Source organism: Niabella soli DSM 19437, assembly GCF_000243115.2.
GTDB lineage: Bacteria > Bacteroidota > Bacteroidia > Chitinophagales > Chitinophagaceae > Niabella > Niabella soli.
Genome location: NZ_CP007035.1, coordinates 884,369 through 904,574, shown reverse-complemented (window position 1 = coordinate 904,574; position 20,206 = coordinate 884,369). Strand labels below are relative to the sequence as shown.

General features: G+C 46.0%; 20 protein-coding genes and 1 tRNA gene. 12 read left to right on the top strand and 9 right to left on the bottom strand.

The annotated features are described in order from the left end of the window. Positions 1-170 precede the first annotated feature (170 nt). The 3 genes from NIASO_RS03740 to NIASO_RS03735 all read right to left on the bottom strand — a co-directional run bounded on the left by NIASO_RS03740 (position 171) and on the right by NIASO_RS03735 (position 5,491). Entirely contained in the window at positions 171-1,877 is a 1,707-nt protein-coding gene (locus tag NIASO_RS03740) for a sodium:solute symporter (protein WP_008583372.1), read from the bottom strand. Between the two features lie 961 nt (positions 1,878-2,838). Then, entirely contained in the window at positions 2,839-3,015 is a 177-nt protein-coding gene (locus tag NIASO_RS20295; protein WP_008583374.1) for a hypothetical protein, read from the bottom strand. After that, positions 3,005-5,491, bottom strand: a complete 2,487-nt coding sequence (locus NIASO_RS03735) for a PIG-L family deacetylase (protein ID WP_008583376.1) — start codon at positions 5,489-5,491, stop codon at positions 3,005-3,007. Before NIASO_RS03735 ends, NIASO_RS20295 begins: the two co-directional genes overlap by 11 nt. A 52-nt stretch (positions 5,492-5,543) precedes the next feature. Here NIASO_RS03735 and ggt point away from each other — a divergent pair, with 52 nt between their 5' ends. The 5 genes from ggt (at position 5,544) to NIASO_RS03710 (ending at position 9,246) form a co-directional block, all read left to right on the top strand. Then, a complete protein-coding gene (ggt, locus tag NIASO_RS03730) occupies positions 5,544-7,259 on the top strand; it encodes a gamma-glutamyltransferase (protein WP_008583378.1) in 1,716 nt (571 codons plus the stop codon). Positions 7,260-7,464: 205 nt separating this feature from the next. Next, the gene (locus NIASO_RS03725) at positions 7,465-7,989 is read left to right on the top strand and encodes a DUF1572 family protein (protein ID WP_008583379.1); all 525 of its coding nucleotides are present in this window, start codon (positions 7,465-7,467) and stop codon (positions 7,987-7,989) included. Further along, complete coding sequence (locus NIASO_RS03720) at positions 7,989-8,462, top strand: GAF domain-containing protein (protein ID WP_008583381.1); 474 nt, start codon at positions 7,989-7,991, stop codon at positions 8,460-8,462. The genes NIASO_RS03725 and NIASO_RS03720 overlap by 1 nt, the downstream gene beginning before the upstream one ends. A 20-nt stretch (positions 8,463-8,482) precedes the next feature. After that, positions 8,483-8,755, top strand: coding sequence for an acylphosphatase (locus NIASO_RS03715; RefSeq protein ID WP_008583383.1), 273 nt, complete (start codon positions 8,483-8,485; stop codon positions 8,753-8,755). A gap of 227 nt (positions 8,756-8,982) precedes the next feature. Then, positions 8,983-9,246 (top strand): acylphosphatase, encoded by a 264-nt coding sequence (locus NIASO_RS03710; RefSeq protein ID WP_008583384.1) that lies wholly within the window; start codon positions 8,983-8,985, stop codon positions 9,244-9,246. 30 nt (positions 9,247-9,276) lie between these two features. On the opposite strand, the gene coaD is transcribed toward NIASO_RS03710, so the two are convergent. The 5 genes from coaD to NIASO_RS03685 form a co-directional block, all read right to left on the bottom strand. Then, positions 9,277-9,750 (bottom strand): pantetheine-phosphate adenylyltransferase, encoded by a 474-nt coding sequence (coaD, locus tag NIASO_RS03705; RefSeq protein ID WP_008583386.1) that lies wholly within the window; start codon positions 9,748-9,750, stop codon positions 9,277-9,279. 15 nt (positions 9,751-9,765) lie between these two features. After that, on the bottom strand, positions 9,766-10,692 hold the full coding sequence (locus tag NIASO_RS03700; protein WP_008583388.1) for an aspartate carbamoyltransferase catalytic subunit: 927 nt from the start codon (positions 10,690-10,692) through the stop codon (positions 9,766-9,768). Positions 10,693-10,896: 204 nt separating this feature from the next. Continuing rightward, positions 10,897-10,969: transfer RNA gene (locus NIASO_RS03695), tRNA-Gly, on the bottom strand. A 57-nt stretch (positions 10,970-11,026) separates the two neighbouring features. Next, positions 11,027-11,449 carry a VOC family protein gene (locus tag NIASO_RS03690; protein WP_008583390.1) on the bottom strand — a complete coding sequence of 141 codons (423 nt, stop codon included), beginning with the start codon at positions 11,447-11,449 and terminating at the stop codon, positions 11,027-11,029. 119 nt (positions 11,450-11,568) lie between these two features. Then, the gene (locus NIASO_RS03685; protein ID WP_008583392.1) at positions 11,569-12,465 is read right to left on the bottom strand and encodes a nucleotidyltransferase family protein; all 897 of its coding nucleotides are present in this window, start codon (positions 12,463-12,465) and stop codon (positions 11,569-11,571) included. A gap of 65 nt (positions 12,466-12,530) precedes the next feature. On the opposite strand from NIASO_RS03685, the gene NIASO_RS03680 reads away from it, so the two are divergent. The 7 genes from NIASO_RS03680 to secG all read left to right on the top strand — a co-directional run bounded on the left by NIASO_RS03680 (position 12,531) and on the right by secG (position 18,875). Further along, entirely contained in the window at positions 12,531-13,406 is an 876-nt protein-coding gene (locus NIASO_RS03680) for a 1-aminocyclopropane-1-carboxylate deaminase/D-cysteine desulfhydrase (RefSeq protein WP_008583393.1), read from the top strand. Positions 13,407-13,469: 63 nt separating this feature from the next. After that, the gene (locus NIASO_RS03675) at positions 13,470-14,147 is read left to right on the top strand and encodes a hypothetical protein (RefSeq protein WP_008583395.1); all 678 of its coding nucleotides are present in this window, start codon (positions 13,470-13,472) and stop codon (positions 14,145-14,147) included. A 178-nt stretch (positions 14,148-14,325) separates the two neighbouring features. Beyond that, on the top strand, positions 14,326-15,756 hold the full coding sequence (gene miaB, locus NIASO_RS03670; protein ID WP_008583397.1) for a tRNA (N6-isopentenyl adenosine(37)-C2)-methylthiotransferase MiaB: 1,431 nt from the start codon (positions 14,326-14,328) through the stop codon (positions 15,754-15,756). A gap of 107 nt (positions 15,757-15,863) precedes the next feature. Then, positions 15,864-17,120 (top strand): sigma-54 interaction domain-containing protein, encoded by a 1,257-nt coding sequence (locus NIASO_RS03665; protein WP_008583399.1) that lies wholly within the window; start codon positions 15,864-15,866, stop codon positions 17,118-17,120. Then, positions 17,101-17,628: an LPS assembly lipoprotein LptE gene (lptE, locus tag NIASO_RS03660; protein ID WP_008583401.1), complete on the top strand. Its 528-nt coding sequence runs from the start codon at positions 17,101-17,103 to the stop codon at positions 17,626-17,628. The genes NIASO_RS03665 and lptE overlap by 20 nt, the downstream gene beginning before the upstream one ends. A 5-nt stretch (positions 17,629-17,633) precedes the next feature. Further along, complete coding sequence (locus NIASO_RS03655; RefSeq protein WP_008583402.1) at positions 17,634-18,446, top strand: hypothetical protein; 813 nt, start codon at positions 17,634-17,636, stop codon at positions 18,444-18,446. Positions 18,447-18,449: 3 nt separating this feature from the next. After that, positions 18,450-18,875 (top strand): preprotein translocase subunit SecG, encoded by a 426-nt coding sequence (gene secG / locus NIASO_RS03650; RefSeq protein WP_008583404.1) that lies wholly within the window; start codon positions 18,450-18,452, stop codon positions 18,873-18,875. A gap of 115 nt (positions 18,876-18,990) precedes the next feature. On the opposite strand, the gene NIASO_RS03645 is transcribed toward secG, so the two are convergent. Then, entirely contained in the window at positions 18,991-20,028 is a 1,038-nt protein-coding gene (locus NIASO_RS03645; RefSeq protein WP_008583405.1) for an Atu2307/SP_0267 family LLM class monooxygenase, read from the bottom strand. Positions 20,029-20,206: the final 178 nt, after the last annotated feature.

The window sequence follows — 20,206 nt, the reverse complement described above, 5'->3', positions numbered from 1 at the left end:
TCGGTTATCTGAAACAGGATACCGTCAATCTTTGGTTCCAGAGAGCTCATCAGGGGAGCAAATAGCAGTTTCCCGGTCACAAAAAGTACCAATGCGCAAATCAACAGCGGCAAATATTTCATTTTGTTTTTATATAAATTATCCCGGGGGTAATTCAGTTACAGAAAATGTTACCCGGCCGAACCCGCGCCCCTTAAGGAACCGGTCCATTGTAACAGCAAACTGATCCCCCATACCAATAGCGCCCCAATGGCGTTCAGCCAAAGAAAGCCCAGCCGGATCACCTGGTACTCATTCAGAAAAAACAAGAGTACTACAAACACTTCCGAAATCAGGGCCGACCAAAATATGGCATTCCCTTTTACTGATTTTGAATAAAACGCTACCAGGAAAATGCCGAGTATGGTTCCATAAAAAAGAGAGCCCAGGATATTTACCACTTCTATTAAGCTGCTGGCCCAACCGGAAACGAACATAGCTACCGCCATACAAAAAACACCCCACGAGAAAGTATATAGCCGGGACGTTCTAAAATCTTTGATATCATCACTTTCTTTGCGACTGAAGCGTTTGTGAAAATCGATCATTGTACTGGAAGCTAAAGAATTCAACGCGGCGGCGATACTGCCCCAGCTAGCTAAAAAAATGATTGCAATGATCAACCCTACCAGGCCCACAGGAAGATGATCCATTACAAAGCGCAGGAAAACATAGTTGGTGTCATTTTCCGATCCGCCATTGACCTTCACAAGTCCCTTAACCTCTTTTCGGATATCGTCCGTGCGCATCTGTAAGGTATTCAGCCGTTGCAGCGCCGGACCAGGCTGCTGTTGATACTGGGCTAAAACCGATCCCTTTTCCTGCTGTATCCTTTGTAATTGCTGCCGCAGGTGATTCAATGAATCGCTATGCACAGATTGTTCCAGCCGGTGGATCTCATATTCATTAAAAAAAACCGGCGTTTGGTTAAATTGATAGAAGGTCAGGATAAGCACCCCGATCAGTAAGATAAAGAATTGCATGGGAATTTTCACGATACCATTCATCAAAAGCCCCAGCCGGCTTTCCTTTAAGTTTTTAGCCGTGAGGTACCGCCCCACCTGTGATTGGTCTGCTCCGAAATAAGAGAGCTGCAAAAAAAAGCCGCCGATAATACCACTGAAAATATTATACCGGTCGCCCCAGTCAAAATGCCCCTTATCAACTCCGTTGGTAATAACATTCATTTTACCCAACTTACCCCCGATCTGCAACGCGTCTGAAAAACCGATACCCTCCGGCAGATCCTTTATTATATAATATCCCGCAAGGAACATCGCAGACATGATGATAATAAACTGAAACGTTTGCGTGTACGCAACGGCCCTGGCGCCACCGGTTACCGTATAAATGATCAGCAATCCCCCCATAAATAAATTGGTAACATAGATATTCCAGTCCAGCAAAACCGAAAGGATAATAGAAGGTGCATAAATGCTGATCCCGGTGGACAAGCCGCGTTGTAATAGAAAAAGAAACGCAGTCAGCGATCTTGTTTTGATATCAAACCGTTTCTCCAGGAATTCATAGGCGGTAAATACTTTTAACTTGCTAAATACCGGCACAAACGAAATACAGATCACGATGGCTGCCAGGGGCAATCCAAAATAATTCTGCACAAAACGCATCCCGTCCATATAAGCCTGCCCCGGAGCCGCCAGGAAGGTAATAGCGCTCGCCTGTGTGCCCATAATGCTCAGTAGCACCAGGTACCAGGGCATACTGCGGTTGGATAAAAAATAGCCGTCAAGGTTTTTTGAGGATCGGCTTTTATACACTCCATAGAGGATAATGCCGACCAGGGTCACAACCAGTATGATCCAATCCAGCAGCCTCATGAATATTTTTTTGTAAGCAGGTAAAACAATACGATCAGTAGTATAAGAACTGCAAGCACTCCTATATAACACCCCGTCCAGGACCTGAACACGGGAGCTTTTTCGTCGTTACTATTTTGAGCTTCATTATCCATTTTAGAAAGAATAATTCAAAGACAGCAAACCTGATCAACCATTCAGGAGTTAAGAAAATTAAGAAAGCTACATAACTATTCTTAATAACTTAATGGTTTTAATAAATTCTTCACATTATCATTATTGGCAACCCGGCTTCAGTGCTACTATGAAGCATTGTTGTTCCGATAGCTATCGGAACACACTTCAGCTATGGTATTACTATCCACAATAAAAGTTACCTCACTAGGATCAATCAAATATAGTCTGCTTAATTGATATTTTCGAATTTGAACATTCTGTTCGAAAATCGGGGAATAGCTTCGAATGATAAATTAACGGTGAAAGCTATCAAGGAGATAAAATACGGTATCAATAAAAACAGAACGCCATTTTTTGAGAGCACATTCTCATTGTGCAGGTCTTCAAAAATATGATCTTGAAACTCGGAAGATCACAAGCGGTGGCACGAAAAAAATAATTATCAATAAGCGGGCTAAGGCTCCAAGAGCGCCCCGTGTTTATAGCATTGTTATTATAGAGCGCATCGGCTCTCCCGCCTCAGCGGGACCGCGTAAACACGGGGCACCTACCGGAGCCCGATCCCTTCCTCGTATATTTTCTATAAACATGTCGCTCCAGCCGGAGCTGAAAAAGGCGAATTTGTCATACATCCCGCAAAATAGCTAAGATTTTATTACAGGCGTAACACATCTGAATGTTGCAAACCGCATTTTCGTAGTTGAACAGGCCTTTCTGTGACTAAATGCACAACTATTGTAGCAATGCCAACTTACAAATTGTTTTTTTTCATAAAATGATTTAGATGCGTTTGCCTTGAAATTCACTACCGCTTCCGCAATCCCTTCATAAAAACGATCCCCACGCCCAAAATCAATCCCAGCATCAATCCGATACGTACCCGCTTTATAAATACTCCAATAAGCAACCCGATAACGATCGCTATCAAAAAAGACATTTCTCCTCTCCCAATACCCATAATTTCCTTGTTCTTATCTGCCATTAGTAGTTGTTGTAGGTTGCGAATTTAGGGCAATAATGTTTGCAAACAGCCGGATAGCGCCCGGAACGGCCGCCGGCAGTTGCCGGAAAAAGGCGATGCCCGAATAGGTAAAATACCCTTTACCATACTTCCCGATCAACAAAGCTCCTTCATCATCGGCTTCGCCGGGGTCGTGCATTTTTAATACCGGCTTCAAATGCGCCTCCCACCCGGCTCCATGATAGGTGCTCCGTTCCTGCACCCAGCCTTCAAAGTCCTTTTGACTGATCTTGTTGGGAACATTCAAAACCGGCGCAGCCGGATCAATAAACTGAACGGCAGCATGCTCGTCTGTAATACGGTTCCGGGAAATGGAAAAATCATAAGGCCCGATCTTTGCCTTTACAGGCCCGATATTATTATTGGTATTGTACTGCACAATTAAGTTACCTCCGTTTTTTATATACGCCATCAGCCGGTCGTACTCATCATTCAGCCACTCGTGAATATTATAGGCACGTACACCGGTAACGATCGCATCAAATTTTGAAAGATCTTCCGAAGCCAGCCGATTTCTATCGAGGACTACCACATCATATCCCATCGCCGTCAGTACATCCGGCACCTTATCACCCGCACCGGGAATATAGCCGATAAGCCGGCCAGCCGTTTTCAGGTCTATGTTCAGCAACTTCACCGAATCTTCAAAGAAATAGTTGATGTATGGTATATGATCATAGTGGATCGCCTTTAATGCCTGATCATAAAGATTGCCTTTTTGATCGCGGGCATATCCGCTAACCGTTGTCACCTCACGGTCAAGCATTTTGCTGGATACCGGGATCAATACATCCGCGCCCGTATCTGCCACAGCGCGCACCTTATCATCGGGCAAGCCCTTTAGGCCAAACGAGACCTGGTCCGGTTTTAAATTGCCTGAAATGAAGTTCAGCCGCAGGTTTTTCGTTGCTGGTGTTCCTTTTTGAAACAATACGATCCTGGGAGATAACTGAACCGTAGCCTGCGGCGTCACGATCATTGGCTCGTACAATTCCCCTTTTACAGGGTCTGCAAAATTGTATTGAACCGGTTGGGTAAATGAGAAATCGCTCCCGTCAATCGTTATGTCAAAAACAGCAGTATAAGCGGGCGCCACATCCGGTTGACCAATCTCCAACTGATCACTGACGGTGTAATTAGCCGGCGCCATTTTTTCTTTGAGCCAGTAAGGCTGGGTCACAGGCTTGGTTCCCGGAACGGTGATCGTTACCGGCAGATTAAACAAAATATCGTCCTCAAGGTTTTTATTTACCGGCGTCGTTTTATCTCCGATAGCAATACTCTTTAGCAAAACCGGAGCAGCGGTCCGACTGATAATACTGGCATTGACCGTTACCGACCCCGACTGTAAAGCCGTTGGTACGGAGCTGGTTGCTTTTATAAAAATACCGCTGCATTGTTCAATAAGGCCTTCAACCTCGCTTTTTTTCTTATCCCGCCAATAAGAAGCGGGGAGCTGGTCTATTAACTTATATACCTGTGCCAGTGCTGTTACGGATGCGGCAGGATGATCCGGCATAAAATCTTTTTCTATTTTGTTAATGGCTTCCTCAATTTTTTTCCCACCGCTTCCCACGCGGCTCCAGGTCAGGTCAATGCCGTCCATTAATTCTTTGGCCGGTGCATCGCCTCCGGTTGTTTTAAAAAATTCCCAGCTCTGCCCGCGGGTAGCCATCGAGCCAAAACCCTGACTTTTATGCTGGCTGCGACTCAAAGCGGCAATTTCGCCGTAACTCTGTCCCAGCGCGGCATTGTAGCCTCCTGCATCAATTTTAAACTGGGAGGGATCCGTGGTATTGCGTCCGCCAAAGTTGAACGTATTCCATAAAATACGTTTGGCCTGCCAGGGTTGCACGTATTTTAATTGTTCCGGAAACTGTTTGGGATCGGCCGCTAATTTGAAGGCTTCATTCGCCAGGATAGCTGATGCCGTATGATGACCGTGGCCGCCTTCTCCTGTGGTGGGAAAACGGGTAATGATCACATCCGGTTGAAATTTCCGGATGATCCAGACCACGTCGCTTAACACCAGGTTGCGGTTCCAGATGGAAAACGTTTCTTCAGGGTTCTTCGAAAATCCAAAATCAAAAGCCCGCGAAAAAAATTGTTCACCGCCATCGATCCTTCGGGCCGACAGTAATTCCTGGGTGCGGATCAAACCCAGCTCTACCCCCTGCTCTTCCCCGATCAAATTCTGCCCACCATCACCACGGGTAAGCGACAAGTAGCCGGTCCGGTATAATTTATCATTTGCCAGGTACGCGATCAGCCGCGTATTTTCATCATCCGGATGGGCTGCAAGGTACAAGACCGAGCCTAATACATTTAATTTCCTGATCTCCCGGAGGATCCGGATACCCGACAAATTATGCGGCGCCTGGGCGGCAACCAGCCAGTGCCAACTCATTAAAAAGCAACTAAAAATAATCCGCTTCATGTTACGAATATACAATTCAAAATCTTTCTTACCTTGTCCCAAATTTATTGGAATGCACAAATCTTTTTTAGTCGGTTGGCTATTGCTTGTCATAGGAAGTTTTAATACATCAGCGGTCTGGTCTCAAAACAGCAACAGCGCTTATTCTTATACCGCTACAAAAGAAATCACCGCTACAAAAGGCGCAGTGGTGTCGGCCCATCCGCTGGCAAGCCAGGTGGGATTGGAAATACTGAAAAAAGGCGGTAATGCCGTAGATGCCGCTATTGCCACGCAATGGGCGTTGGCCGTGGTTTACCCGGGGGCGGGCAACATTGGCGGCGGTGGCTTTATGGTGGCGCGTTTGGCAAACGATAAACGGATCGCGTTAGACTATCGGGAAATGGCGCCGGGAAAGGCGCACAAAGATATGTACCTGGATGCTGCCGGTAATGCCGTTGGGGAGAAAAGCCTGAACGGTCATCTTTCCGGCGGCGTCCCGGGAACCGTTGCCGGGCTGTTTGCAGCACATCAATATGCCAGGTTACCCATGCGCGTTTTAATTCAGCCGGCGATCGACCTGGCCGGACACGGTTTTAAAATATCCGCCAATGAAGCGCACGGTCTGAATAATAACCGCGATGATTTTAAAAAGTACAGCACCCGCCCCACTGCTTTTGTAAAGGCAACCGAATGGAAGGCTGGCGATACCCTCGTGCAGAAAGAATTGGCGCAAACGCTACTGCGCATTCGTGATGAAGGGGAAAAAGGGTTTTACCAGGGGAAAACAGCGCAGTTGATCGTTGATGAGATGCAGCGGGGCAAGGGCCTGATCTCATTGGAAGACCTGAAAAATTATAAAGCTAAATTTCGCACCCCTATCGAGTTTGACTACAGGGGGTATCATGTCATAAGCATGCCCATGCCCAGCAGCGGCGGGCTATTGCTGAACCAGCTATTGAAGATGATCGAACCGTTTAACATCGGCGCCATGGGGTTTGAAACGCCGGCTTCGGTGCAGTTAATGACAGAGGCGGAACGCCGTGCCTATGCCGACCGCGCCAAATATATGGGTGATGAAGATTTTGTAAAAGTGCCGGTGAATGAATTAAGAAGTGACTCATACCTTAAAGAAAGAATGAAGGACTATGTTCCGGGAAAAGCGGGCAATAGTACACTGGTAAAACCCGGAAACATTCCCGGATACGAAAGCGAAGAAACGACGCACCTGAGCGTATTGGACAATGAGGGCAACGCCGTTGCCGTTACCACCACGCTGAATAACAGCTATGGAAGCCGGACCGTTATTGGAGACGCGGGGTTTATCCTGAATGATGAAATGGACGACTTCAGCGCCAAACCGGGCTCTCCAAATCTTTATGGCGCCGTTGGAGGAAAAGCGAACGCCATCCAGGCAGGCAAGCGCATGCTGAGCGCCATGACCCCTACTGTTGTCTTAAAAAACAACAACCCTTTCTTAGTAGTAGGTACTCCGGGAGGAACAACCATCCCCACTTCCGTTTTTCAGACCATAGTAGATATTATCGATTTTAATATGACACCCAATGATGCGGTTAATAAACCTAAATTTCATCACCAGTGGCTGCCGGATCGCATTGACATTGAAGCGGGCTTTCCGGACACGACCGCAAAAAAACTGGAGGATATGGGTTATAAATTGTATACCCGTAAACAAATCGGCCGTACAGAAGTTATTAAAGTATTGCCCAACGGAAAAATGAACGTCGTAGCAGATCATCGTGGAGATGATGCGGCGGCAGGTTGGTGATGGAGAATTTGAAAATTTGAGAATTTGTAAATGTGTAAATGAAGCATATCAAATTAATAAGACGCGGCATCCTGAGCGCAGCGAAGGATCTCGTTCTCGTGGAAATGTAAAATATTAAATGTAGAATGATGCTGAATACTTGATACTTGATTCCAGATATCGCCGAGAAACAAGCATCCAGTATCCAGCAACTAATAACACAACAATGAACGGAACCATTTTTTTAAAAAGCGCTATTCAGCAGTTTAAGGATTATAAACTGCTGGCAGAAAAGACGTTTGCGCAATTAGAGGACAAAGACTTTCATTATAACCCCGACAAGGTCAATAACAACCTGGCCGTAAATATCACCCATATGCATGGGAATATGCTCAGTCGCTGGACGGATTTTCTTGCCAAAGACGGGGAAAAAGAATGGCGCAGGCGCGATGAAGAATTCGAAGAACAAAACCTGAACCAGGAACAACTGCTACAACTTTGGGAAGCCGGCTGGACCTGTTTGTTTAATGCGCTGGAATCTTTACATCCGGAGGATCTTGACAAGACAATTTATATCAGAACCAAACCATTGACCGTTCTGGAAGCGGTACAGCGCCAGTTAACGCACTACTCCTACCACGTGGGGCAGATCGTATTTATCGGTAAGCATATTAAAGGAGACCAATGGCAGGGCCTGTCTGTTCCCAAAGGCGGTTCCAAACAGTTTAATGAACAATTGATACAAAAATAATGGCGGAAGATCTTTTGATAAACAAAGGAACAAAAGAAGAGCAGTACCAGGCACTGTTGCCGCAGATCGCCGCCCTCATTGAAGGAGAGCCGGATCTGATTGCCAACCTGTCGAACAGCGCAGCGGCATTAAAAGAGCAATTCAACTGGTGGTGGGTGGGTTTTTACCTGGTGAAAAATGACGAACTGGTATTGGGGCCGTTCCAGGGACCGGTTGCGTGCACCCGGATCAAAAAAGGCAGAGGCGTTTGTGGGAGTGCCTGGGAACAGGCACAAACCCTGGTCGTTCCGGACGTGGAACAATTTCCCGGGCATATTGCCTGCAGCAGTTTATCAAAATCTGAGATTGTCGTTCCCATAATCCGGGACAATAGCGTGATGGCAGTTTTGGATGTGGATAGCGAACATCTGAATCATTTTGATGAAACGGATCAATATTACCTGGAACAACTAGTCAAGCTTCTTTCTTTTTAAAACAGTGTAAATTTGTTTACATGAAAACAAAAAAGATTGTTATTACCGGAAAAGTACAAGGTGTTTTTTTCCGGAAGTCTGCCAAAGAGCAGGCCGACATCATGGGCATTTTAGGCACCGCAGAAAATCAATCCGATGGCTCCGTATTGATCTATGCTGCTGGCGATGAGGAGCCGTTGCAGCGCTTTACAGACTGGTGCCGGAAAGGCCCTGCAAACGCAACCGTTACACAGGTAGAAGTAACAGATGTGCCTGAAACACAGGAGTACCGCTGGTTTGAAATCCTGGGATAGATTTTTAAAATAAACTACAGAGGGGATAGATTTGGCTAAGATTGGAATTGCCGGCAAAGCGGCAAGAAGGTAAACTTTAAAAGACCGAAAAACAAACCCTCCCGTCTTTCCGGATTCCCGGCTAATTATTGACTCCAGTTTTTTTAACATTTCCACCCTAACCCTTCTAACCCGTTTTGCCTACCTTCAACCGGCAACGGTTTTTGAAAACATCAAAATACATACTCATGATTACAATAGAGATTAGTATTAAAGGTGCTCCGGTACATGCAGCTATCCTGGAACAGTTGGAACAAAAAGCAAGGGAGTTAAGCATAACCGGCACGCTCACCCGGAACTCCGATGGAACGTCGGTACTCCTTTCATCAGGAACAGAAGCCGACGTTACCAATTACGTCAACTGGTTTGAAAATCTCAGCAGGCAACAGGGCTTCCGGCCGGAAGTTAAAAATATCGCCTTTAAAGCCTTTTATAAGTTTTCGGTTTCGTAAGACCGAAAGACCTGTGAGATTTTAAAAACCTCACAGGTCTTCGAGCGACGAATACACCGCCTCCGGCAAAAACGGACTGGCATCGCCATTGTTCTTCAGGATATCTCTTACGATAGTAGATGCAACGGAGGTATACTTGGGCTCGCCGGTTAAAAAGATGGTTTCTATTGTTGGGTCTAAAGTACGGTTGGCGTCGGCGATGGTCTTTTCATATTCAAAATCGCTCACATAGCGGATACCCCGTAATATAAAATGAGCGCCGATCTCCTTGCAAAAATTTACCGTAAGCCCTTCATAAATGCGCCCTTCAATACGGCTGCTGTCCGGGTAGATCGCTTTGATCCAGCTCAATCGTTTTTCCGCACTGAACATCGGGCTCTTAGTGGTATTAATACCAATGCCCACTACGATCTTATCAAACAACGGCATTGCACGGTTGATAATATCCACGTGGCCAAGCGTTATAGGGTCAAAGGTTCCGGGAAACAGGCAGATTCTTGCCATAAGACGTTTTTTGTATTATTGATTCTTATTGGAAAGCAAATATAATACAGCCATTCGTACGGCCACACCATTTTCCACCTGTTGCAGAATAATGGATTGTCCGCTATCGGCCACATCACTGTCCAGCTCCACCCCCCGGTTGATCGGCCCCGGGTGCATCACCACGATATCTTTATTCAGTCGCTCTAAAAGTTTACGGCTGATACCATAGGAAAGGTTGTATTCGCGCAGCGAAGAGAACAATACCTGGTTCTGCCGCTCCAACTGTATCCGCAGCACGTTGGCCACATCACACCAGTTCAACGTTTCTTCCAGGTTATAATTTACGGTAACGCCAAAGGCTTCTTCAATATATTTGGGCACCAGCGTGGGCGGGCCGCAAACCGTTACCTTGGCGCCCATCTTGGTTAAAAGATACATATTGCTCATTGCCACACGGCTGTGCATAATATCACCGATGATGGCCACTTTTGTTCCCTGGAGGGTGCCGATCTTTTCCTTTATAGAAAATGCGTCCAGCAAGCCTTGCGTAGGATGTTCATTAATACCATCACCGGCATTTACGATAGCGGCAGGAATGTGTTTCGCCAGGAAGTGTGGGGCTCCTGTAGCGCTGTGCCGCATCACCACCATATCCACTTTCATCGACAAAATATTATTCACCGTATCCAGCAGGGTTTCTCCTTTGGAAACGGAAGAATCCGAAGCTGTAAAATTGATCGTATCTGCCGATAAACGTTTTTCGGCCAGCTCAAAAGAAATACGCGTGCGGGTAGAATTCTCATAAAAAAGATTCACGATCGTGACATCACGCAACGAAGGCACTTTCTTTACCGGCCGTTGTAAAACTTCTTTAAACTGAGCTGCTGTATCTAAAAAAAGGGAAATGTCACCTTTTGTAAGGTCCCTGATCCCGAGTAAATGATTGGTGGAAAGCTTCATTAAAAAGCAAAGATAAGGGGCCCCGGGAGAAATGAAAAATCAGTTTTCTGTGGTTGCTCGATACTTGATTCAATTGATGCTCGATTCTCAGCGCGCGTCAATATCGAGTAACCAGCATCTAGTATCTAAAATCGGGCATTCACAATAAAATCAATTTATTTTTCACTGCGGATTATCACTCAGAACATTAAGAAATCGATTATGAGCGGAAGACGGGACTCGAACCCGCCACCTACAGCTTGGGAAGCTGTCGCTCTACCAGATGAGCTACTTCCGCGTTCTACAAGAGGTAAATATAATTGATATTGTGAAAAAACAGCGCCTATCTCTGCGTTTATTCCTTCCGCGCCCCTCTAAAAATCCATTGGATGCCATACCGGTCATAAAACTGCCCGTATATTCCAAAAGGCATTTCATGTAACTCCTGCAACCTGCTATTATGTTCTCCGTCCCTGAGTTTATCAAAAATAGTTTTTAACTCGTCATGGGTTTCGCCTGTAACAAATAGCGCAAATGTATTTCCCAGCACCGGCTCAAAATCAGGCGATGCCATCCAGTCTGTTGCCGAAATCTCAATCGCTTCGCTTTTCAGATAAGCATTGATGATCCGGCCATGCTTTTCGGGAGGAAACATATCTTTCATCGGCGTATCCCTCAATTGAGTAAGCCGCAGCGTCCCGCCCAAACATTCCTGGTAAAAGGTCATCGCCTCGGCGCAATTGCCGTCAAATAAAAGGAATGGTGTACAGTGTAACATTCACTTAAAATTATCTATAGTTCTAAATAATATGTCCGTGATACCGGATTCTCGATTCTTGATACCGGATACTGGATGTATCCGGTATCAAGCACCCAGTAACAAGTATCCGCCGTCCGTTATCCCCAAAGATCATTGCTATACTCCCCCTTCGCGATCAGGTCGTTCAGTTGCTTTTGTACCGCCGGCGCATCTTCTTTATAGGTAACGCCAAACCACGGGGATGAAGTTTTGATCACTTTTACCGCGCCGCCTTCTTTTATAAAATGGTCCACTACAGAAGGAATTAAAAACTCCGACTTGGGAACGGTCCGGTTCTCTTTAATAAATTCTTTAAACTGCTCTTCATATAATTTAAAAACCGAAGGATGAAAGCACCAGAAGTTCATTGAAACAGTGGTATCTTTTCCCAGTTCCTTAGGCTCAAAAGCATCATCGGCAACTACCACATCGCCTTTCTCGGCAATATTATACCGCTCTACCACACTTTTCAGATTACCTTTTTCGTCCAGCCCGCAAACACCGCGGTTCACCGTGCCATGATCAGATAAAGTGTTCATGATATTATATCCCACAACCGCATAGGTCCTTTCATTGCAATCGGTGGTCAAAAACTCATAAGCTTTTTTAAAAGAATCTGCTCCGTAAAAATCATCCGCATTGATCACTGCAAATGGCTCGTTTACGATGCCTTTTGTACTGAGCACCGCATGGCCCGTGCCCCAGGGTTTGGTCCGCTCCCCGGGAATTTCAGCGCCGTCCAGAAACATGTCGAGCTCCTGGAAAGCAAATTCATAATTTACTTTACCATCCAGCTTGGAAGCAAACAATTCCCGGAAATTGGACTCAAATTGTTTCCGGATAAGGAACACAATTTTTCCGAACCCGGCTTTAACTGCATCCGCGATGGAATAATCCATAATTGTTTCGCCGGCAGGGCCAAAGGCTTCCACCTGTTTCATACTTCCATAACGGGAGGCCATTCCAGCGGCCAGGATCACTAATGTTGGTTTCATATTACAACTTGATTAATTAACTGTCAGATGCCAAAAATAGGTAAATTAGCCAACTCTTAAAAGCAATGCAACAGATCCGGGAAGATTTAGCAGAACTGAGCCAGGTAAAATGGCTGTGCACAGAAAACACGAATGTGTATGTACTGCGACTGGATCAGATTCACCCCCTCATCAGTGGCAATAAATGGTACAAATTGCGGTATTACCTGGAAGCGGCCAAAGCATCCGGGCAAAAAGTAGTCACGTTTGGGGGTGCTTACTCCAATCATATCCTTGCAACAGCGGCCGCCTGTAAATTATATGGATTGCAATGCGCCGGTATTATTCGCGGTGAGGAGCCGGAGCATTACGCGCCAACCCTTACGGACGCTGCGGCGCAGGGCATGGAGTTACATTTTGTTTCCCGAATGGCTTATAAGGAGCGACAGATACCGGAGCCCCTGTCCGGCGAAAATATTTATGTTATCCCTGAAGGCGGCTATGGTGAACAGGGTATGCGGGGAGCAGCTACCATCCCCTATCCACCTGCATTTTTTGATACCGTTTGCTGCGCTTGTGGAACGGGAACTATGATGGCCGGATTACTACAGCACACCGCCGCAGCTACCAGCATTGCCGGCTTCAGCGTTTTAAAAAATCATAAAAGCTTAACAGCAGAAATTGAAACGCTTTTGCAGCGGCCCTTTCCCGGAAACAGTTTCATCAATAACGATTTTCATTTTGGCGGTTATGCAAAATATACGGATGAATTAATTCGTTTTATGAATGAGCTGTTCGAAGCAACCGCCATTCCAACCGACTTTGTGTACACAGCAAAACTTTTTTACGGCGCTAAGGCCTTGCTGGCTTCTGCGTTTAAAACCAGCCAAAATCTGCTCCTTATCCACAGCGGCGGTCTGCAGGGCAACCGGTCGCTGCCAAAAGGAACGTTAATTTTTTAACTTTTAAACACAGCCACCCTATCTTTGTTTGGTACATAAATTGAAGATTATAGAGCTCAGGATATGAAAAAAATATTATTGTTACTATTGACCGGCGTTGCTTTTATTAATTTTTCTTTTGGTCAGGAAGACCTCCCTAAAGATTTTTCCGTATTTAAGGTCGGCAAACGCGTTATTGTTTCATGGACTCATAATTTCCCTTCGGTAAAAATGATTTCCGTGCAGCGCTCGTTCGACAGCAGCCGGGGCTTCCAGTCTATTGGCTCTCCTCCCGATCCTAATCTTAAAGATAACGGGGTATCGGATCCCAATCCGCCCAACGACAGTATGTACTACCGCGTGTATGCGCTTATAGATGGTTCGCGTTATATAATGACCAAGGCCAAACAGCCGATGGTTGATACTTCAGGAGTAGCCGGCGCTTATAAAGATGTAAATGTAAACAGCGCTCCCCCGCCAAAATCCGCAGACTTTCTGCCTTCAGGATTCGTTCAGTCCAAATACATCTTCGTTACCCCCGATAAATATGTGCGGGTAGAACTGCCCATGGATAAGCGGAAATACGATATAAAATTCTTTAATGAGAATTATCAGCCCATCCTGGAATTGAAAGACGTAAAAGAAAGACGCTTTAAACTGGATCGTTCCTATTTCTATAAAGCGGGATACATCAACTTTGAGCTCTACGCAGACGGGAAGCCGCTCGAAAAATATAAATTTTATCTTCCTAAAGACCTGTAAGAGTATATTTTTTATGGTTTGTGAAACGACAAACGTGAGCTTTTGATTCCCGATAGCTATCCGGATGACCTTTGATGTTTCACGATTCACTCAGCACACGCGGTTTTTCCACTGACATCCTGTCATATAACCAGTGAATTTGCCTATCTTTGCTGCCTTATTTTTAATTGACAGAACTATGTTAGATTTAGCGATAACAAAGATACATGATGAGCAGCGGCAGGGAGAATCTTTCGCACCGTTTAAAAGCGACCCTAACACCTATCAGAAACAATTCTACATTGAAAGTTATGGTTGCGCGATGAATTTTGCTGATAGTGAGGTAGTTGCAGCTATTTTAAATAAGGAAGGATTTGGAGCGACCCGCAATATGGAGGAAGCTGATCTGATCTTTATCAATACCTGTTCCATTCGCGAAAAAGCAGAGCAGACTGTCCGCAAACGGCTCACCGATTTTAAAAAGCTGAAAGCGGAAAAGCCCGGAATGCTGGTGGGCGTGTTGGGCTGCATGGCAGAGCGACTAAAATCCAAATTTTTAGAAGAGGAAAAACTGGTGGATATCGTAGTAGGCCCGGATGCCTACCGTAGCCTGCCCAGATTGGTGGATGAAGCCAGCAGTGGCCAGAAAACCGTTAATGTTCTGCTGAGCCGTGAGGAAACCTATGCGGATATTGCTCCCGTTCGGTTAAACAGCAATGGCGTAAGTGCCTTTGTGAGCATTATGCGCGGATGCAACAATATGTGCTCCTTTTGCGTGGTTCCTTTTACCAGGGGCCGGGAACGCAGCCGCGACGCGGTCAGTATTATTGCAGAGTGCACTGATCTTTTCGAAAAAGGATATAGAGAAGTAACCTTGCTGGGGCAGAACGTGGATTCTTACCATTATATCCCCGAAAATGGAACGGAGCAGGATGCCGTAAGTTTTGCAAATCTCCTGGAAAAGGTTGCTTTAATTTCGCCCGACCTGCGGGTACGGTTCTCTACCTCGCACCCGAAGGATATTACAGATGACGTGCTGCACACCATGGCGGCTTATGAAAATATTTGCAAGTGTATTCACCTGCCCGTTCAAAGCGGCTCTACGCGTGTATTACAATTGATGAACCGTACGTATACCCGGGAGTGGTACAAAGGTAAAGTAGACCGGATCCGGGAACTGTTACCCGGTTGCAGCATTACCGCTGATATTATTGCAGGCTTTTGCTCGGAAGAGGAAACAGATCACCAGGAGACCCTCTCTATTATGGAATACAGCCGGTACGACCTCAGCTATATGTTTTTCTACAGCGAGCGGCCCGGAACCCTGGCGCAGCGCCGGTATAAGGATGACGTGCCCCTGGAAGTAAAGAAACGACGCCTGCAGGAGGTCATCGAAACACAAAACCGGCTTTCTTTGGAGAATTATACAAAGGATATTGGTCAGACCTATAAAGTGCTGATCGATGGCGACAGCAAGCGGAGCGCGGAAGACTGGGTAGGAAGAACCTCCCAGAATAAAGTGGTCATATTTCCCAAAGCAGCCGGAGCGGCGCATAAAAAAGGGGATTATGTTTCGGTAGCAATTAATGATTGCACACAGGCTACGTTGTTTGGGAGTATTGTGCAATAGCAAACATTTCGGACTTCTGACTTAAATGTTAGGATTGCCCGGAGTATAAATAAATTGAACAAGCGTTTCCGCTACTTTAAAAGAAGCCTGGAGCTAATAAACAAATAATGGATCTACAATCAATAAAAAACAGGTTTAATATCATCGGGAACTCCCCGGAATTAAACTATGCATTACAGGTAGCCGTACAGGTGGCCAATACAGATCTTACGGTATTGATCATTGGCGACAGCGGTGTGGGAAAGGAAGCTTTTTCATCCATCATCCATTCGCTCTCCTCGCGTAAGCACAACCCGTTTATTGCGGTAAACTGCGGCGCCATACCGGAAGGCACCATCGACTCAGAATTATTTGGCCATGAAAAGGGCTCGTTTACCGGCGCGGTAGATGCCCGTAAAGGTTATTTTGAAACCGTAAACGGCGGTACCATTTTCCTGGATGAGATTGGCGAAATGCCGTTGGGCACACAGGCCCGCCTGCTGCGGGTTTTGGAGGCCGGCGAATATATCCGGGTGGGATCAAGCAAGGTGCAGAAGACGGATGTACGGGTGATAGCTGCTACTAATAAGGACCTGCTCAAACTGGTAGAACAGAATAAATTCCGGGAAGATCTTTACTATCGCTTAAGTACCGTACCGATCAGGGTTCCTGCGCTCTCCGGGCGGAAAGAAGACATCGTGCTCTTGTTCCGGAAATTTGCAGCCGATTTTGCCGATAAATATAAAACCCAATCCGTTCAACTGGACGAAGAGGCCCGTGCCCTGCTGCTGGAATATCCCTGGCCCGGCAATATCCGCGAACTAAAGAATATCGCAGAGCAGATCTCTGTACTTTCCGAAAACAAACAGGTTTCCGCAAAAGAACTGAGCCGCTACCTGCAGCCCTATTCCAACAACCGCTTGCCGGCGTTGTCTACCGCTCCGCACCCAAATGAATTTCAAAACGAAAGAGAGATCTTGTACAAGCTCTTTTTTGATATGAAAAAAGATGTAAACGAGCTAAAACGCATGTTCCTGGAGGTATTGCAAAACCCATCAGTAGCTGCTCAGAACCCCGCGCTCATTAACGAATTAAAAGACCTGGGTAACGGGCATGATTCCAGCTATCTACCCGTTCCAACAGCTTATCAGCCGATGCCGCTGGCCATTACGCAGCAGCCTGCAGCCCCTGTTCTTATTGATCAGGCAATCGACGAGCACGAAGAGGTGGATGAAAGTCTCAATATAATGGAAAAAGAAAAAGAGCTGATCATCAAAGCGCTTAAGAAGCACCGGGGCAAAAGGAAAGATGCTTCTATGGACCTGGGCATTAGCGAACGTACCCTGTACAGAAAACTAAAAGAATATGATATTGAAGAATTATAAAGGGTTCTTTTTCCTGGTGGCATCGCTGCTGATGGTGATTACAGCTTTCATTCAAACAGGTTGCGGGGTCTATCGTTTCAAAGACGTAAGTATCCCGGATACCATCAAAGTGGTTAAGGTGAACATCATACAGAACAAAGCCTCTTACGTTAATCCAAGCCTGGCGCCCAAACTTACCGAGGCATTAAAGCAAAAGATCGTAAGCCAGACAAAAATGACGCAGACCAATGGCGATAATGCCGATTGGGAGATCAACTGCACCATTACCACTTACTCCTTCTCCACTTCTGGTATTTCGAACCAGCGGGTAAATACCAACCGTCTGAGCGTGGGAGTACATATCGACATTGATGACAAACGCGCTCAAAAAGTGCATAAATACGATGTGTCAAGAAGCTTTGATTACAGCGGGTCCATGGCATTGCAACAGGCAGAACAAAGTCTCGAAAGCGAAATGCTTCGAAGCCTGTCGGATGATATTTTCAACAGGATCTTTTCAAACTGGTAGCCATTATGAACAATTTTATTAATTCCATCGCAGAAGCCGTATTGCCGGAACAGTACTTTTCTTCGTCAGTATTTGAAATGAAAAGCCTGGCCGAAGAGCATCCCTACTCCGCCGCATTACAATTATTATTAGCCGCCCGTTTGCAGGAAACCAATGATCCGTCATTAAAAAAGCATTGGCAAAAAACCTTGCTTTATTTTAACGATCCGCTGCTGTTACAGCACCAGTTTTCCATCTATAATAACGGTATCACAACCCATGCGCGCGCCGCCACTCCGGAGGCAACCCCTGGTGCTGATGAGGAGCATTTTCATGAAGCGGAGATAGCAAACCCTTCGCAGGAAGAGGAAATAACTCATCCGGCAACCGTTACAACTCCCGCGCAGCAAAGTGTTACCCCAATCAATATTCCGGGTTTAAAATTTGAACCTTTAGAAGCGGCTAAAGCCGATATGCTCTTCACACCTTATTATACGGTGGATTATTTTGCATCGCAGGGGATCAAATTGAATGAAGAAGTGCCGGCGGGCGACCGCTTTGGGAGCCAGTTAAAAAGCTTTACTTCCTGGTTGAGGGACATGCGCCGGCTCCCGGATGCAACAGGTGGAATGAAATCAAATGCTACCGGCGAAGCTGCTATTGAAAAGATGGCGGAAAACTCGCTGGACGGACAAAATGAAGAAACCGCTGCTATGGCTGAAGTTTGGGCCAAACAGGGAAACAGGCAAAAAGCCATAGAGATTTATCAAAAATTAAGTTTGCAAAATCCCTCTAAAAAGGCTTATTTTGCAGCCAAAATTGAACATTTAAAGAAATAAAACATGTTAGTAACGCTTTTTGTAATATTATTAATAATAGCCGCCGTTGTTCTGGGATTTTTTGTTTTGATACAAAATCCAAAAGGGGGCGGTTTGGCCGGAACCTTTGGTGGTGTAAGCAGCCAGTTCATGGGGGTAAAACAAACGAATGACATCCTGGAAAAGGGAACCTGGATCTTTGCAGCAATAATCGGCTTATTGAGCCTGTTTGCTACTTTTTTTATTGGTGGACCAAAATCCGCTAATGACGGAAGATTACAGGACATCAGCACGCAGCCGGTACAACAGGCATTGCCACAACCGCAACAAGGTGCTCCTGCAGCGCCCTTTAACAACGGTACGCAAGCGCAGCCCGGCGCACAAACGGCTCCTGCACAAACAGCGCCGCTTCCCTCTTCAACACAACCGGGTGCCACCCAAAAGAAATAGGTAATTTCAACAAACCATAAAAAAAGCCGGCTCACGCGAGCCGGTTTTTTTATGCCTGGTACTAAACGGGAAGGAAACCTGTAATAGCACACCGCCCTTCTACATTTATTATTTATTATTTATTATTCCTTAACGCCTCTCTTACCTTCGGCGCAATCTTCGTTCCGTAGATCTCGATCGATTTCATAATGTCTTTATGCAGCGGGGCACCGGTATCCATATGTGTGGCGAAACGGGTAAGACCAAAGAGTTCCTGCAAATACAGGATCTTATCGATCACTTCATTGGGCTCGCCAATGACCAGGGCTCCGTTTTTGGTTTTCCCAAAGTCAAACTGGTTCCTCCGGTAGGGCGGCCAGCCCCGGGTACGGCCGATCCGGTCCATTTGTGCTGCATATAAAGGGTAATACATATCACTCAGGGCGGCACTATCCGCGCCGTAAAATCCGTGCACATGAATACCAACCTGGTACTTATTCATATCATGCCCATATTGTTGATAGGTTTTCTTATACAATTCAAAAAAAGGCTGAAATTGTGCCGGCGACCCGCCGATGATCGCGATCATCAATGGCAGTCCCAACCTTCCGGCCCGTTCCACCGATGCAGGCGTGCCACCTACCGCGATCCAGACAGGGATGGGTGCCGTAGCTCTTGGCAATACCATCTGCTCCTTCAATGCCGCGCGATGCCTGCCTTTCCAGGAAACTATAGGTTCGGTATTGATCTTTAATAAAAGCTCCAGTTTTTCTTCAAATAACGAATCATAATCTTTCAGATCATAACCAAACAAGGGGAATGATTCTATAAAACTGCCCCGCCCGGCCATGATCTCGGCTCGGCCATCAGACAAGAGGTCCACCATAGCAAAGTTCTGATACAGCTTTACAGGATCAGAGGAGCTTAAAACCGAAACGGCGCTGCCCAGTTTTATATTTTTTGTTGCCGTAGCGGCAGCGGCCAGCACAATTTCCGGTGACGGAACGGCATAGTCCGGCCGATGATGCTCACCAATACCGAAATAGTCCAGCCCTACATCATCCATCAGTTTTATTTCTTCAATGAGCTCCTTTAAACGCTCACCCGGCGCCTGGATTTTATTAGTGGCAGGATCAAAATGCAGATCCCCAAACATGCTGATTCCTAATTCCATATTATTATTATTTATTAGAGCACAAAGATAATTCGGCTGGCGGGGCTGGCACTTAACATAGATTAATTGAAACCCTGCAGCGAGAATAGCCTATAGATTCGCGGATCAGCGAATGGCAGCATGAAAAGATCGGCGGGCCGATAATAATTTCATTAAATTGCGCACCCAATACCCTATT